General features: G+C 46.4%; 17 protein-coding genes. 8 read left to right on the forward strand and 9 right to left on the reverse strand.

Annotated elements, in window-relative coordinates; all coding sequences use genetic code 11:
• Positions 1-192 precede the first annotated feature (192 nt).
• The 4 genes from RIG27_RS18520 to ndhL form a co-directional block, all read right to left on the reverse strand.
• Entirely contained in the window at positions 193-963 is a 771-nt protein-coding gene (locus RIG27_RS18520) for a Uma2 family endonuclease (RefSeq protein ID WP_446347559.1), read from the reverse strand.
• A 166-nt stretch (positions 964-1,129) separates the two neighbouring features.
• Positions 1,130-1,924: a tryptophan synthase subunit alpha gene (gene trpA / locus RIG27_RS18525; RefSeq protein WP_446346670.1), complete on the reverse strand. Its 795-nt coding sequence runs from the start codon at positions 1,922-1,924 to the stop codon at positions 1,130-1,132.
• A gap of 67 nt (positions 1,925-1,991) precedes the next feature.
• Entirely contained in the window at positions 1,992-2,294 is a 303-nt protein-coding gene (locus RIG27_RS18530) for a DUF3007 family protein (protein WP_446346672.1), read from the reverse strand.
• A 6-nt stretch (positions 2,295-2,300) separates the two neighbouring features.
• Positions 2,301-2,513, reverse strand: coding sequence for an NAD(P)H-quinone oxidoreductase subunit L (gene ndhL / locus RIG27_RS18535; RefSeq protein ID WP_446339716.1), 213 nt, complete (start codon positions 2,511-2,513; stop codon positions 2,301-2,303).
• 753 nt (positions 2,514-3,266) lie between these two features.
• On the opposite strand from ndhL, the gene RIG27_RS18540 reads away from it, so the two are divergent.
• From RIG27_RS18540 to RIG27_RS18550, 3 genes are all read left to right on the forward strand, one after another.
• A complete protein-coding gene (locus RIG27_RS18540; RefSeq protein WP_446347561.1) occupies positions 3,267-3,485 on the forward strand; it encodes a hypothetical protein in 219 nt (72 codons plus the stop codon).
• Positions 3,486-3,535: 50 nt separating this feature from the next.
• The gene (locus RIG27_RS18545) at positions 3,536-3,793 is read left to right on the forward strand and encodes a cytotoxic translational repressor of toxin-antitoxin stability system (RefSeq protein ID WP_446347563.1); all 258 of its coding nucleotides are present in this window, start codon (positions 3,536-3,538) and stop codon (positions 3,791-3,793) included.
• Positions 3,794-3,990: 197 nt separating this feature from the next.
• Entirely contained in the window at positions 3,991-5,577 is a 1,587-nt protein-coding gene (locus RIG27_RS18550; protein ID WP_446347565.1) for a glucose-6-phosphate isomerase, read from the forward strand.
• Between the two features lie 191 nt (positions 5,578-5,768).
• On the opposite strand, the gene RIG27_RS18555 is transcribed toward RIG27_RS18550, so the two are convergent.
• From RIG27_RS18555 to RIG27_RS18565, 3 genes are all read right to left on the reverse strand, one after another.
• Positions 5,769-7,634 (reverse strand): tetratricopeptide repeat protein, encoded by a 1,866-nt coding sequence (locus RIG27_RS18555; protein WP_446347567.1) that lies wholly within the window; start codon positions 7,632-7,634, stop codon positions 5,769-5,771.
• Between the two features lie 372 nt (positions 7,635-8,006).
• On the reverse strand, positions 8,007-8,327 hold the full coding sequence (locus RIG27_RS18560) for an ADP-ribosylglycohydrolase family protein (RefSeq protein ID WP_446347634.1): 321 nt from the start codon (positions 8,325-8,327) through the stop codon (positions 8,007-8,009).
• Between the two features lie 103 nt (positions 8,328-8,430).
• Positions 8,431-9,294, reverse strand: a complete 864-nt coding sequence (locus tag RIG27_RS18565) for an SWIM zinc finger family protein (RefSeq protein ID WP_446347569.1) — start codon at positions 9,292-9,294, stop codon at positions 8,431-8,433.
• Positions 9,295-9,410: 116 nt separating this feature from the next.
• Between RIG27_RS18565 and rsmD the strand changes: the two genes are divergently transcribed.
• Both rsmD and RIG27_RS18575 read left to right on the forward strand, forming a co-directional pair.
• Positions 9,411-10,049, forward strand: a complete 639-nt coding sequence (rsmD, locus tag RIG27_RS18570) for a 16S rRNA (guanine(966)-N(2))-methyltransferase RsmD (RefSeq protein ID WP_446346684.1) — start codon at positions 9,411-9,413, stop codon at positions 10,047-10,049.
• A 95-nt stretch (positions 10,050-10,144) separates the two neighbouring features.
• A complete protein-coding gene (locus tag RIG27_RS18575) occupies positions 10,145-10,258 on the forward strand; it encodes a zinc ribbon domain-containing protein (protein ID WP_446347571.1) in 114 nt (37 codons plus the stop codon).
• Positions 10,259-10,487: 229 nt separating this feature from the next.
• Here RIG27_RS18575 and petG read toward each other — a convergent pair whose 3' ends face one another.
• Entirely contained in the window at positions 10,488-10,601 is a 114-nt protein-coding gene (gene petG, locus RIG27_RS18580; protein ID WP_006106132.1) for a cytochrome b6-f complex subunit V, read from the reverse strand.
• 295 nt (positions 10,602-10,896) lie between these two features.
• Here petG and RIG27_RS18585 point away from each other — a divergent pair, with 295 nt between their 5' ends.
• A complete protein-coding gene (locus tag RIG27_RS18585) occupies positions 10,897-11,271 on the forward strand; it encodes a c-type cytochrome (RefSeq protein ID WP_446346691.1) in 375 nt (124 codons plus the stop codon).
• 298 nt (positions 11,272-11,569) lie between these two features.
• Here the strand turns inward: RIG27_RS18585 and aroF are convergent, their stop codons facing one another.
• Positions 11,570-12,412 carry a 3-deoxy-7-phosphoheptulonate synthase gene (gene aroF, locus RIG27_RS18590; RefSeq protein WP_446347574.1) on the reverse strand — a complete coding sequence of 281 codons (843 nt, stop codon included), beginning with the start codon at positions 12,410-12,412 and terminating at the stop codon, positions 11,570-11,572.
• Between the two features lie 475 nt (positions 12,413-12,887).
• On the opposite strand from aroF, the gene RIG27_RS18595 reads away from it, so the two are divergent.
• Both RIG27_RS18595 and RIG27_RS18600 read left to right on the forward strand, forming a co-directional pair.
• Positions 12,888-13,061, forward strand: coding sequence for a hypothetical protein (locus tag RIG27_RS18595; RefSeq protein ID WP_446347576.1), 174 nt, complete (start codon positions 12,888-12,890; stop codon positions 13,059-13,061).
• A 283-nt stretch (positions 13,062-13,344) separates the two neighbouring features.
• Entirely contained in the window at positions 13,345-14,082 is a 738-nt protein-coding gene (locus RIG27_RS18600; RefSeq protein ID WP_446347577.1) for a peptidylprolyl isomerase, read from the forward strand.
• Positions 14,083-14,138 lie beyond the last annotated feature (56 nt).

Consider the following 14,138-nt stretch of genomic DNA (forward strand, 5'->3'; position numbering starts at 1 on the left):
TCTTAGCTCCTTAGTAGAAATGGCTTGGAGGGGTATAAAGGCAAAAGTTCCTGATACCCACCGAGAACAGCGGTTCCCAGTGGTAACAGCAGGGAAAGAATCCCTAACTAGATTACTTGTAATTAGTTAGGGTCTGTTCAATTTACCACTACCGCAAATTAAGATGTAGTGAACTGAAAACAGCGATCGCACTTACTCGACATCATCAGGTTCAATCCCTAACTCGCGCAATCGTGCTGCTAATCGTTCTGCCCTTTCCCGTTCCGCAACTGCCCTTTCCTGCGCCTCGACTGCCTCTTCTTCCGGCGTTAAAATCAACTCTCCCTCAAGCGTCATCCACCGCAACCACAAACGGTTAATTCCTCGAAAACTTCCCTGCCATAACCCTAAACTTAACCCTAACTCCGGCATCAATAAGCGATTATCAATCATGTTCATTGGTTCGTAATGACCCCCGACTAAATGAAACGCCTGAAGTTCATTGGTATAGCGACTAAAAACAATCGAGTACGGAATCCGCAAAATCTGTTCATAAACCTGCCATTTTGTCGGTGGATTTCCAGGTGTTTGCACCGTTTGACCCAAATCTTCCTCTTGTGTACCGGGAGACAATAATTCCACCACTACATAAGGATTGATTACTTCTTGCCACACCACATAACTTAAGCGTAAATCTCGCCCTTCATACAACCGAGGTATTCCCACTACCCCAAACCAATCGGGGCGTTTGTACCATTGAGGATGATTCACATCATAGTAAAGATTCAAGTCACAAGCCGAAAATACCAACTCTGGATTCCAGTTAGCCGGTTGAAAGGTAAGAAATAACAATAAGGGTTGTAAAAAATGAAACTCGTCTGGCAATCCAGGTTCCTCCGGGTTGTCACTCGGTAAATCATACATCGTGGGTAAGGTTTGCCGAGGTGAAAGGGGGGGGTCAGTTTGAGTGGGAAGGTTAACCATAAATAGTCAGACTTTCATTAAAGTTATTGGAGGCTTCAAAACATTTCTTAGTAAAGGGTACATAATTTATATCCAGGTACTTAATGGTTAATCGCTGTTCGATTACAAATGACCAAGGACAAATGACAAATGACGATCACCACCTTTAACTTTAGATTGTGTCCATCTACTTAATCGCTGACTTGAGAGATTGACAAAACTCCTCAATCGCTTTCAATCCTTCAGTCGGGGTTCCTTCAGCTAAACGCTTAACGAAAGCACTTCCCACAATTACTGCATCTGCACCCCACTGTTTCACCTGTCGGGCTTGTTCGGGTTGGGAGATACCGAAACCGACTCCGATGGGTTTGTCCGTTACCGCCCGCATTTCTTCAAGTAAATTGGGGACACTGGATGCGACTTGGCTTCTCATCCCGGTGACACCTGTAACACTGACGAGGTAAATGAAGCCCTGGGATTTTTTCGCGATCGCGTCAATTCTAGCTTTCCGACTTGTGGGTGCAACTAACAAAACCACTTCGATGCCAATTTCAGTCGCAGGCTGGATCAGCGATTCTGCTTCCTCTAAGGGTAAATCCGGCACGACTAACCCCGCTATCCCGGCGGCAGCAATCTGTTTTAAAAAGACTTCAATCCCTCGGTTGAGAATGGGGTTGTAATAGGTAAATAGAATAATTGGTGCGTTTAGATCGGGGGTTACTTCCTGCGCGATCGCCAGAACATCATCCAATCGTACCCCCCGTTTCAATGCTCGTGTCGCCGCCGCTTGAATCGTCGGACCATCAGCCAAGGGATCGGAATAAGGCACGCCTAGCTCTATCATATCCGCCCCTGATTTGTCAAGGACTCGCAAAGCTTGAGCCGTGGTGACTAAATCCGGGTCACCTGCTGTGATAAAAGGAATAAAGGCGCATTCAGAGCGTTGGCGTAGAGTCTCGAAGCACTGGGAAATTTTGGTCATCGGTTAGGGAACAGGGAACAGGGAACAGGGAACAGGGAACAGGGAGTTCCAATTCATCACGGTTGATTTATTCAGACTCTTGTTCCAATTCAGCTTGTAACTGAGCAAGTTCTTCTGGGGTCATCTCTTCGAGGCGCTTTTGCAAGACAGCATCCTCGTACTCTTTCAGTTGCTGGTTATAGGTCATCTTGTGAGTACCCACTCGGAACAGATAGGTGAATACCCAGCCAAGCAAACCGCCGACTAAGAGGGCTTGACTCCAAATCCCGGCTTTTACCTCGTCCAAACCAGCAACCTGTAAGAGGAGATACATAATACCACCAGCCGCAAACACGCCGATGGCAATTCCGATCGCATCAATTCGTCGCATTGGTGATTAAGCTTGGATCTGACGCTTCTTGGGGCGGAAGTTCAGGAATGGGCTGAACAGTAACAATCCGGGGAAGAAGAAAAAGACGAGAAAGTACATAAAGCTACGCTCAAAGGAGCTAGCGACGTACCAGCGCTGTTTGAGGTAAAAGTATGTGACCAAGGGAACGACGACTAGGTAGAGTCCCCCTAAAGCGAGATAGAGTAATGCAACAATCATGATGGTCGTTATAGCGACAACTCGTCTACAGAATACAGGCGATCGGAGAATCAAGAGTTGAATAGCCCGACGCTAGGCTATCCTAAGACTATTCTATCGCCCCTACTATCTTACCTTGTCCAGGTTCCTCAAATTTTCTAGTTGCCAATCTGCCCCATTTAATGTTCAAATAGACAAATGCGGAGGTTTTGAGGTAGACTTCAATACCGAAGCACAACCCGAAAGGGGGCGTGGCGGAATGGTAGACGCTACGGACTTAAGTAAATTGAGCCTTGATGGAGAAATCTGTCAAGTGGATGCTCTCAAATTCAGGGAAACCTACGTCTGAAAACAAATACAGATAAGGCAATCCTGAGCCAAGCCGATAAGAGTGATGAGTTCAACCCAACTCACTCAAAACCTGTCCTAAAGCGAAGCGAAGGATCAACAGGTATCGGAAGGTGCAGAGACTCGACGGGAGCTACCCTAACGTGAAGCCGAGGGTAAAGAGAGAGTCCAATTCTCAGATGCAGGTTAAAGCAGTAGCGAAAGCTACAGGTTAAAGCAGTAGCGAAAGCTACAGTGAGAATGAAAATCCGTTGACCGTAAAAGGTCGTGAGGGTTCAAGTCCCTCTGCCCCCATACTATGTAGAGGCGTTGCATGCAACGTCTCTAACCAATTATGCGTTCTAACCGCTATGGCGATTGCTATACGAGACGAAATCAACAGCAGGTTATCTGTAAACTGAAGTTCCCCTGGAGTATTCTTTGCTGATGAATTTACTCAGAGGTCGATTGCAACGCTTAACCCAACAGTTACCTGATTTAGTGGATCAACTCCCTGATGAAAGCTTGGCAGACGCCTGGAAAGTTCTGCAACCGTTCTATTATGACTTGTATATGCTCTGTGCCATGCAAGAATCCATGCGAACAATTCGACCCGGAGATGCGATGACCCGTGAAGAGGCGCTGCGACTGCTAAATCTGCCCTAAAATCTTTGCAGAAAGATTAGAATGATTCCTGGGGAATCGGGGTATATCCTGTGAGTCTAGAAGTACGCTATGCGCGGTCTTTCCTACAAGATCTCAAAAATCTAGAGTCGGCTGCTTATCAGCAGGTCTATGACATGGTTTTTGAAAAGTTCATGAATCTCAGCAGCATTCACGACTTGCCAGGGCTTCACCCCATCGGCTCAGATGCTATTTTTTACCGATTTACCATCGACAACTATATGGTAGGGATTGAAGTGACAGGTCACATCGTCAAGTTTTTGCGCGTGTTGCCCAAGCCGTATATATGAGAAGGCTCCAGGGCAGAAGGCTGGGGGAGCAGAGGGAGCTGGGGGAGCTGGGGGAGCCAATGTAGAGACGTGCCATGGCACGTCTGGAAGCTGGGGAAGGCTGATAAGACTAAGCGACTGGAAAAGGAAAACTGACAACTGATCCCCGGACAACATAAACTTGTGATTGGAAAAAACAGAAATTTGAGAAGCTACTTATGGACGCCCCTGCACTCTGGCAACGCTATCAGGACTGGCTCTATTACCACCAAGGGTTAGACTTTTACCTCGACGTCAGCCGTATGCGATTTGATCATGCCTTTGTCGAGGCGATGCGACCTAAGTTTGAGAAGGCATTTCAGGATATGGAGGCATTGGAGGGGGGCGCGATCGCTAATCCTGATGAAAATCGGATGGTGGGTCACTATTGGTTACGAGATCCTGACATAGCGCCAACTCCCGAACTGCGCCAAGATATCCTCACCACGTTAGAGAAAATTGAATCCTTTACTGCTAAAGTCCATAGTGGTGATATCCATCCCCCAGGTTCATCTAGATTCACTGATATTCTTTCCATTGGCATTGGCGGTTCAGCATTAGGTCCTGAGTTTGTCGCTGATGCCCTTGCCCCTAACGTCCCGCCCTTGGCGATTCATTTTATAGATAACACTGATCCGGCAGGGATTGATGCCACTATTGCTAAACTGCAAGATCGTCTGGCTAACACACTCGTCTTGGTAATTTCTAAGTCTGGAGGAACGCCGGAAACCCGCAATGGCATGATTGAGGCAAAAAAAGCTTACGAATCCCAGAAATTAGACTTTGCTGCCCATACCGTGGCGATTACGGGTGAAGATAGTAATTTAGAGCAACTGGCGAAATCCGAAGGGTGGCTGGCGACGTTTCCTATGTATGACTGGGTAGGAGGACGCACGTCAGAAATGTCAGCCGTGGGACTGTTACCCGCCGCACTGCAAGGAATTGATATCCGCCAGATGCTGGCAGGTGCCAAGGAAATGGATAGTGTCACCCGTGTCCACAATCTCCAAGAAAACCCGGCGGCGTTGCTGGCACTTTCCTGGTATTTTTCGGGGAATGGTCAGGGTGAAAAAGATATGGTGGTTTTACCTTACAAAGATAGCCTGCTGCTATTTTCTCGATACCTCCAGCAGTTAGTTATGGAATCCTTGGGTAAGGAAAAAGACCTCGATGGTAATACTGTACATCAGGGAATCGCCGTTTACGGCAATAAAGGCACAACCGATCAACATGCCTACGTACAGCAGTTGCGCGAAGGGGTTCCCAATTTCTTTGTCACCTTTATTGAAGTGTTGCGCGATCGCGAGGGACACTCCCCAGAGGTAGAAGCCGGGGTAACGTCCGGTGACTATTTATCCGGTTTATTACAGGGAACCCGAAAAGCCTTGTATGACAATCAACGAGATTCGATTACCGTAACAATTCCCCACGTTAATCCTCGCACGGTTGGAGCGCTGATTGCTTTATATGATCGGGCTGTAGGATTGTACGCCTCCCTGGTAAATATCAACGCTTACCATCAACCTGGAGTAGAAGCCGGGAAAAAAGCCGCCTCTGCAATTTTGGATTTACAGAAACGGGTCATTCAGGTGTTGCAAGATCAAGGAGAATCGATGTCTTTATCACAGTTAGCCCAGAAAGCGGGAGCGACTGACCAAATAGAAGCCATTTATAAAATTCTGCGCCATCTCCACACTAATCAACGGGGTGTGGTTTTAGAAGGAAAACTGGGAGAACCGAGTAGCTTAAAAGTGTCTGCGGTTTAATGGCTGAGGGAGCTATATATAGCAACCGCCATAGCTAGACGTTGCAGGCAACGTCTCTACAATGGTGCCGAAAGTCCTAATCGATGTATCTACTGCTATATCAGGACACGATAGTATCGTGTCCCTACCCAATCAATTATCCCTCAGCTATGGTAGGGGTACGGCAATGCCGTACCCGATGATCTCCAGTATCAGGGTTGAGGTTGAATCACCTGCCATAACCACTGCCACCAGCTACGATTAGTCTTCTTATAAGTGCGGAGAATGGATAAATTTTTGCGAAAAATAGCCGTATTAGGATGCTCGCGTCCTAAGTGCTGTTCACTCAAACTTAATGCCTGAACTAATAGCGATTCTGCATCTCTGTAGCGTTTTTGAGAATTGTAGAGTCCGGCTAAATTGTTAATGCTAGTCGCCACAGCCGGATGGCAATTGCCTAAGAGAGACTTTCTCATCTCTAAGGCTTGCAAGTAAAGGGGTTCAGCTTTACTGTAGTGACCTTGAGCATAGTACAATAATCCCAAATTGTTGAGGCTACTGGCAACATTAAGATGACAATTGCCTAAAAGACGTTTTCTCACCTCTAAAACTTGCAGATAAAGGGGTTCAGCTTCACTGTAGCGACCTTGAGCATAGTAAAGTCCTGCCAGATTATTCAAGCTGGTGGCAACATCAAGATGATGATTACCTAACAGATATTTTCTCACCTCTAAGGCTTGCAAATAAAGGGGTTCAGCTTCACTGTAGCGACCTTGAGTATAGTAGAGTCCTGCCAAATTATTCAAGCTAGTGGCAACATCAAGATGTTCCTCACCAAAAGCAGCTTGGGCGATAGATACGCACCGCCGAAACCAGGATTCTGCCTGATTGCCCACTCCCTGATGCTGATAAAATCTACCTAAGCGATCAAATAGCCAAAGTAAATCCGTTAATCCTTGACCTTTATAGAATTTGCCCAAACTGTCAAATAAGCAGAGTAAATCTTCATCCCTTACGGCTGATTCTAGGGTGTGGGCTATTTCTTGAATGTGAGGCAGGATCTCATCCAAAAACGTTATCTGCTCTGGGGTAGGACAATCAGGAATTTGCTGAACCAGTTCGATAAGAATAGCGGTAAAAGCCTGCCTGAAGTCATTAGCCTGAAGTTTTCTTAAGGGTGGTGCTTTATTCTTGCTTTTTTGGGAAACTCCTGAATGAGCAATGTGAGAGTTGTCTCGTTGACACGAACAGGTGGAATTCGTAATCGGAAAATAGAGGTGCTGCTCAATCAAGCAATCTTCACCAGACCCAGGGACGTCAGGATAAGGAGAGAGAAATGAAGACCATTCTCTAGGAGGTGGCGTCTGCGGGGCTGAATCGTCATGGGAAATTTGCTTTGGCAAAGAAGAGTGAGTATCCGGTTGAGGTGGCTGGGAAATCGGCTTGGACGACGCCTGGGGTGGGAACGGAAAAGGAGGGTGAGATACAAAGACGGTGGGTGCATCCAATGTCTCCAGTTTTTTGCGAAAAAACTCCCGAATTAAGGGCTCAACTGTGTAGCAACCCCGGCGATTTGCCACTGACTCAATTAAACGCCACTGATACAGTTGAGTTTGGGCTTGGTCGAGATCTGCCTGTCTCCAATGCAAGAAATCACTGGCATAGTCTAACCATTGCCAACGCCAGAGGGTTGGGGCAAATAAGCTCAAAAGTTGACCAACCTGCTGGGTTAGGGGATTGAGTTCTCTCCAGATCCATTCCAAGATGGTGTTGATTCCCCATTGGAGTGTCGGTTGGCTTGGCGGCTGGCTTGCTGTATCAGGATGTCGCGCTTCCAGCCGTTTGAGCATATCAGTTAAAGACATATCGGGGTGTTTGGCTAAGTATCGCCCGACTAACTCTATGCCTAACGACAGATATCCCAGCCATTCACATAATAGGGGTACAACCTTCTGTGCGCCTCGATCCTGCAACATGCGCTCTTTACCCGCTAGGGCTGTCAAAAGTTTCCACGCTTGTTCGGGTGACAGCACATCTGGGGATTGATCCCCCTTACCGCCTTGATCTGACTGCTGCATGATCATCTCTCATCTTAAATCGTTCAGATAGATGCTCCCCTACAAAGCGTGACAATCTACTCAGCAAGGAGTAAGGGTTCTGACTTGCTGTTACACAATGGCAACTTGCTCTCAGTCGGTGATGAGTGGTTTCTCTCTTTCAGGTTGCAGTCTGAAAGGCACTCAAAGCTGTAAGACAATGTAAAACAAGTAATACAGTTAATATTCTATGATAATTTACGCAAACGCTGCAATCAGCGTCGCGCTGGGAAGTCATTGAAGTAGTTGTAATTTTTTCGAGAAGAATAGATTAAAGATGAGACGACTGAACTGGTGTTCTATTCAGATATTGCACGAGGAGTCAAAAACCGATTGGCTGGCGATTGGTGCAATTTATGAAATTGAATACTTTAAACTAAACTGATCGGCGATCGCGCCTAGACGCTGATCAAGAATCGTTAATGTTTGTTGAGCTATTGCCTGGGGGACACAGCCATAAAAGGCTTGAGCCATTCCACCTGTAATACAAGCAAGCGTATCACTATCCCCGCCGATAAAAATAGCATTACGAATGGCATCTTCAAAGTCAGTTGATTCTAGAAAAGCGCTCATTGCCTGAGGAATAGAACCCTGACAAGAAACTGTTGCAGGTGTAATCTGCTCTATCGTTTGATTTAAGTCATAGTTAAATGTGGTTTCAACATAAGACTTGATCTCTGCCTTACTATGACCTGTTCGTGCTAAAAAATAGCCGAGGCTGTGGCTTGCAGATTAGAACCCAAACAAGTGTATCTATCTGCCCTGGAGCCTTCTTATATTAGGTTTTCCGATTCAGGGCGGACATCATTGCATGTTGACTAACCCGTTGATAAACTTCCCGAAAATATTGCATCACACGACTATCAGCTGCTGCTAAGGGGATTGTCCCTAAGACATCCAATACAGTACGATTGTCTGGAGGAGGAGTAATGACAACCAGAGAGGGATCAAGCGGTTTTTCGTATTGCCAAAATTGCTCAAGTTTAACTGGAGTATCAACGGCTGCTTCTCCCTCATTTTGCTGGTTCTCTAATCGACTGGATGTAACGGCGGATTGACTGGATTGGGACTCAACCTCTGCTTTTTTATCATGTTTTAGTTCTACACTCCCCGTACTCCGTAAATGACGCAAATCATCCAGAATTTGTGCTTTAGTACGTCCTCGTAACTGGAATAAGACAAAGGGATCTTCACTAAAGCGATCGCCTAATTGATAGTAAATTGCACCAATATGTTTACAGGGGTTCTGGGGATCAGGACAACTGCATTTTGAGTGAATATCTGAAAGCGTGAAGGGAAATAGGCTCAACCCATTAGCGGTGAACACTTGCTCAATATTTTCCGGCATTTCCCCAGCTAATAATTGAGCCGAATAAATAGCTTCTTGCGCCATCGTTTCCACTACATAACCCCAGTCTTCTTCGGTAAATGGATCAATCGATAGGGAAACTTGATAGGGTTCTGGTTCTGTTCCTTGTACCCGTGCTAATACCTGAGGACCTTCAAATTCAATGCTGAGGACATTGCCTTCCTTGGCGTATTTGCGGGCGCGTTCCAAACGCTTTTTAAAGCGATAGGAGTTGAGTAGGTCGATCCAGCGTTGTACCCACCAAGGAGGAGCTTCTATTTCGTAAGATTGCATAAGTAATTTATAGTATTTTCAAAGGCAACAGAGAACGAGGAACAGGTAATACTCCATTTAACTGCACATCAGCTTAATAGTATACACAACCGATGTTAACGGATTTGGTATGATTCATGAGAATTTATGGCAACCGACAGCTAAAAACTTTACCAGGACTAGAAACCCGCCCGACACCAGCACGGGTACGGGAGGCGGTATTTAACATCTGGCAAGGTGCGATCGCACAATGTCGTTGGCTGGATCTCTGTGCAGGTACAGGCGCGATGGGGGCTGAAGCACTCTGTCGCGGTGCATCTTTAGTGGTAGGTATTGACATAAAAGGCAAAGCCTGCTCCATTATGCAACAAAATTGGCGGCAAGTGGCTCAACCGGAGCAAACCTTTCAGGTAATACGAGGAGATGTGGTGGGACGATTAAAAACGCTAGCTGATCAGCAATTTGACCGGATTTATTTTGATCCCCCCTACGCCAGTGATTTGTACAATCCGGTTCTAGACGCGATCGCGCATTATCAACTCCTGGCTGATCAGGGTGAATTAGCGGTGGAATATGGACCCAACCACTGGACACCGCAACTTTTGAAGGCACAAGGCACAAGGCACAAGGCAGAAGAGAAGGAGGAAGCTGGCAAGGTAAAAGAAAATTATGACTCTACAGACGTAGCTAGCTGCGTCTCTACACTGGAAATTTGTCGCCAGAAAGTCTACGGCAACACCGCCTTAGTGTTTTACCGCCTCCAGGGGAAGTTTTGACCCTTCGCTGCAATCGAGGGTATTTTACAATCCCTAGTGCAAGAAAGCAGAAATAACTGAACAGCTAATATCTCCCCCAGCTTCCAGACGTGCCAGTGATTGCTGTTGCACCTCATTACACATCCCAAGATTGTTCCAACTGTGGGCAAGAAATTAAGAAAACTTTGTCCACTCGTACCCATAAATGTCCTCCGCCGTGGGTATGTTGATTGCCGAGATACGAATGCAGCGATTAATATTTTGATGAAAGCGTTGCAGGGCTTAGCTCAACTACCGATGGGCGCTCGGAAAGTAACGCCTGGGGATGAGATGACCCACTACTTGGAGGGGGAAACTCCAAAAAGTAAGGTTACTCGTAGAGCCAGGAAATCCCGTCAGTGATGATGGGAATCCCCACCCGAGCGGAGCGCGTAAGCAGGGTGGGGAGGATGTCAATTTCTACAATTCCAATTGGTTCCCCCGCTTATATTGTAGGTACGCCGCGACAAATAACCCAGCCAGGGTAACAGGGATTAAGCCTAGAACAATTCCCGACAGCAATGGTTCAACCATGATCGTTCTCCAAATACTAAGTTTTTTTGCTTGTTTCTCATCCTACTAGCTGAGATGACCCAATCGCTACTCACTACTAGTAAGATTTGGGCGTCAACCGCTTCCCTACTGCTGGCTACACTACATTCATGATTCCAGCTTGCTTACTCAGTCCATAAATTTTAAGCTATGTTTATGAATCGACATACTTCTTTCTAATCTGTTACACTAATATCCTCCTGGGTAACTCTACCTCTGTTGCAGTGTGAGTCCAGTTCAACTTTGTTCAAAAATTCTCAACTTGGCAGGAGATCCCTTGGAGAACCAGCTTGACCAACCTCAAGTCCTAGTTCGGCGGATTACCATGGTGGTAATCGCCCTACTGTTCGTGATCGGCATCGGCATCTTCGGATTTCAGGTGCTGCAAGTTTCAGATCCCTATATCCAGAAAGTTTTGTCTCTCAACGGTGATCCAGTTCGAGGGCAAGCTATTTTTGAGATTAATTGTGCGGATTGTCACGGTATGCACGCCGATGGCAAGGTCGGACCTAGCTTACAGCATATTTCTAAACACAGATCCGCAAATGGTCTGATTGAACAGGTGATTAGTGGTCAAACCCCGCCGATGCCCAAGTTCCAGCCGAGTCCTCAGGAAATGGCTGATTTATTAACCTATTTGGAAAAATTGTAAGTAGGTGGGAAGATTCACCGTAGGGATGTGGAAAGATGATGGATTTGATTGTTATCTTTAGAGATGCCAAAACTACATTCTAGTCTGGATCAGAAATTTTAGGAGATATGCCAGTCAAGTAAACCAAGAGTAGCAATACCTTAAGCAAGGTGGGATCATCCTACTCAACCACCCGCGACAACCGAATTGATTCGACAAAACAACAACATCCCGGAACTAATTCCGGGATGAGACGTTCGCAAAAATCAACTTAAAAAATAGAACCCTATTTGGTTTACGCGATCACAAAAATTAAACCTCAAGCTGACACAGCCGCTAAACTGGCTGGGATTTTTCGCCCGACGGCGGCGGCGACAGGGTGTAAGCTGTGAACCAACTGCACCATATCGTCTAACGATAAGGCTTGACGGGCATCAGATACAGATTTTTCTGGTTCTGGATGACACTCAATAATTAATCCATCCGCACCCACGGCGACAGCCGCTTTCGCCAAGGCGGGAATTAATTCCCGTTTACCCGTGGCATGGGAGGGATCTACAATCACAGGCAATGAGGTCATCTGCTTGAGTGCCACAACTGCTCCTAAGTCTAAGACATTCCGGGTATAGGTATCGAAACTACGAATCCCCCGTTCGCACAACACCACCTGAGAATTCCCATGACTAAGAATATACTCGGCTGCCATGACGAATTCTTCTATAGTCGCCGCTAATCCCCGCTTCAGCAAAATCGGTTGATCAACTTGACCCAAGGCTTTGAGTAAATCAAAGTTTTGCATATTACGACTGCCCACCTGAAGCATATCAGCATAGGCAGCCACTAACTCGATTTGGGTAATGGACATGACTTCCGTCACCACGGGAATCTGATGACGCGATCGCACTTGGGATAATATCTGTAATCCCTCTACCCCTAAACCTTGGAACGAGTAAGGAGACGTGCGGGGTTTGAAAGCACCGCCGCGTAACGCCTGAACCGGGGCGCGTTGCAGTTGCGTCGCCACCGTTTCCATCTGCGATCGACTCTCAACCGTACAAGGACCGGCAATAATCACCAGTTCCTCACCGCCGAAAGTGATACGATCCGAAAGATGAACCAGGGTTTGGTGATCAGATTGAGTGGCAAGTGTAGCATTCAACATCAGACTAATTCCTTTAAACAACGAGTGAACAACAAAAAACCCGGTTCCTTGTGGGTTCCGGGTTCTGAGAAAATTAAACGCAGCATCACCTACCCGGAACCGCTTCCGAACCAAAAAAAGTAAAACAAGGTAAACCAGTTACTCAGGTAGGTTGTCATCAGATACTCCTTAAAAAACAAAAAGACCGCAGCTTTCGCTCTGCGGTCCACCGGGGAGGTTCCATGAGGAACTCTGCTCACCTCCGGTGAACCTCCGTAAACCAAAAATAAAAGTAGTTGTTGTAGTTGAGCATAGCTGAGGGCTTTTTATGAAACGTTAACGAGATGCCTATTACCGCACACCATAGCAAGCTGTTGTGGCTCGCGTCAATACCTGATCTCGACAAATTTCCGTTTTCCACAGGCTAAAGCCCTAAGTTGCTTTCATCCCCTGGAAGAGAGCGCAGGGGTTCTCAGCTTTCGGGTGTTTTGATAGTTTGGAGAGTCAAGCCGATTGGATCTGGGTGAATGAGGGGAATCCTGAGCTTAACTGGATTCTACAGCAAAATTTAGTCGGCGCGATCGCGGATATTTCGCCTGTGCGACTCATATTACACCGGGAGCGATTAAAACCAATGCCGATATTCACACTTGTATCGCTGTCGCCCTAAATTCTGTACACTGTACTAAGAAATGTTAACAAGCTTCAAACCCTTACGAAGGACGTAGCTTGCTTCTTTTCGGGAACGAGTAGGGCAATGACAAATGACGAATTATTACTGTTGCACAAAAAAATTAACAAAATTCTCGCCCCAAGGAAAAATCTTAACTTTCATAAACTTTTAATTCATCGTGGTGCTAGAGTATAACGCTGAGTTGAAGCAAGATGTTATCTTGGAAATCGCCCAGTCCATTACCTATTGAAAACACTACATTGAGAGGCTTCTCACCACGATGACTGCCATTTTAAAGGTTGGCGACCAAACCATCACGGCTGAAGAAGTAATTCCCCTGTTAGCCAAATATCAATTACTCCCTCAGTTATTGCGAGAAATCATTATTGATCAAGCCATTGCCACCCTAGATTGTACCGACGAAGAAAAAAATGCTGCCTGCGAGCAGTTCTATACTAAAAATCAGCTAACTTCCCAGGAAGAGCGTCAAGCGTGGCGCGATCGCCAAGACTTAACCTTAGAACAAGTTGAAGAATTAGCGGTTCGGGGACTGAAGCTGGAAAAATTTAAACAGGCGACTTGGGGACATAAAATTGAGTCCTATTTCCTCAAGCGCAAAGGACGGTTAGATCGGGTCATTTATTCCCTGATTCGGACAAAGGAGGCGGCGATTGCCCAAGAACTCTATTTTCGTATCCAAGAAGGAGAACAGTCATTTAATGAACTCGCCAGGGATTATTCCCAAGGACCAGAGGCGCAAACAGGCGGATTAGTCGGACCCGTTGAACTGAGTACACCCCACCCCACCTTGGCGCAAATGTTAACCGTTAGCCAACCGGGTCAACTTTTGCCCCCCACCCGCTTGGGGGACTGGTTTATCGTCATTCGTTTAGAAAAGTTTTTACCCGTGCAACTAGATGATCCGATGCGTCAGCGACTCCTAGATGAAATGTTTACCACCTGGTTAAAAGAACAACTGCGACAACAAATATCCTTAGGTACACCCGTTCAATCTTAAACCCTGTCCAGACGTGCCATGGCACGTCTGGAACAATGCTATTCCCTGAGGCTTGC

It is taken from the genome of Coleofasciculus sp. F4-SAH-05 (genome assembly GCF_040222985.1).
Taxonomy (GTDB): Bacteria; Cyanobacteriota; Cyanobacteriia; order Cyanobacteriales; family Coleofasciculaceae; genus Coleofasciculus; species Coleofasciculus chthonoplastes.

Bases quoted from the DNA above. Each gene is read 5' to 3' on its own strand.
- ndhL (WP_446339716.1), bottom strand. From the start codon at position 2,513: ATGATTGTTGCATTACTCTATCTCGCTTTAGGGGGACTCTACCTAGTC.
- RIG27_RS18540 (WP_446347561.1), top strand. From the start codon at position 3,267: ATGAATTTACTCAGAGGTCGATTGCAACGCTTAACCCAACAGTTACCT.
- RIG27_RS18530 (WP_446346672.1), bottom strand. From the start codon at position 2,294: ATGCGACGAATTGATGCGATCGGAATTGCCATCGGCGTGTTTGCGGCT.
- aroF (WP_446347574.1), bottom strand. From the start codon at position 12,412: ATGTTGAATGCTACACTTGCCACTCAATCTGATCACCAAACCCTGGTT.
- trpA (WP_446346670.1), bottom strand. From the start codon at position 1,924: ATGACCAAAATTTCCCAGTGCTTCGAGACTCTACGCCAACGCTCTGAA.
- RIG27_RS18520 (WP_446347559.1), bottom strand. From the start codon at position 963: ATGGTTAACCTTCCCACTCAAACTGACCCCCCCCTTTCACCTCGGCAA.
- RIG27_RS18600 (WP_446347577.1), top strand. From the start codon at position 13,345: ATGACTGCCATTTTAAAGGTTGGCGACCAAACCATCACGGCTGAAGAA.
- RIG27_RS18565 (WP_446347569.1), bottom strand. From the start codon at position 9,294: ATGCAATCTTACGAAATAGAAGCTCCTCCTTGGTGGGTACAACGCTGG.
- RIG27_RS18550 (WP_446347565.1), top strand. From the start codon at position 3,991: ATGGACGCCCCTGCACTCTGGCAACGCTATCAGGACTGGCTCTATTAC.
- petG (WP_006106132.1), bottom strand. From the start codon at position 10,601: ATGGTTGAACCATTGCTGTCGGGAATTGTTCTAGGCTTAATCCCTGTT.
- RIG27_RS18555 (WP_446347567.1), bottom strand. From the start codon at position 7,634: ATGCAGCAGTCAGATCAAGGCGGTAAGGGGGATCAATCCCCAGATGTG.
- rsmD (WP_446346684.1), top strand. From the start codon at position 9,411: ATGAGAATTTATGGCAACCGACAGCTAAAAACTTTACCAGGACTAGAA.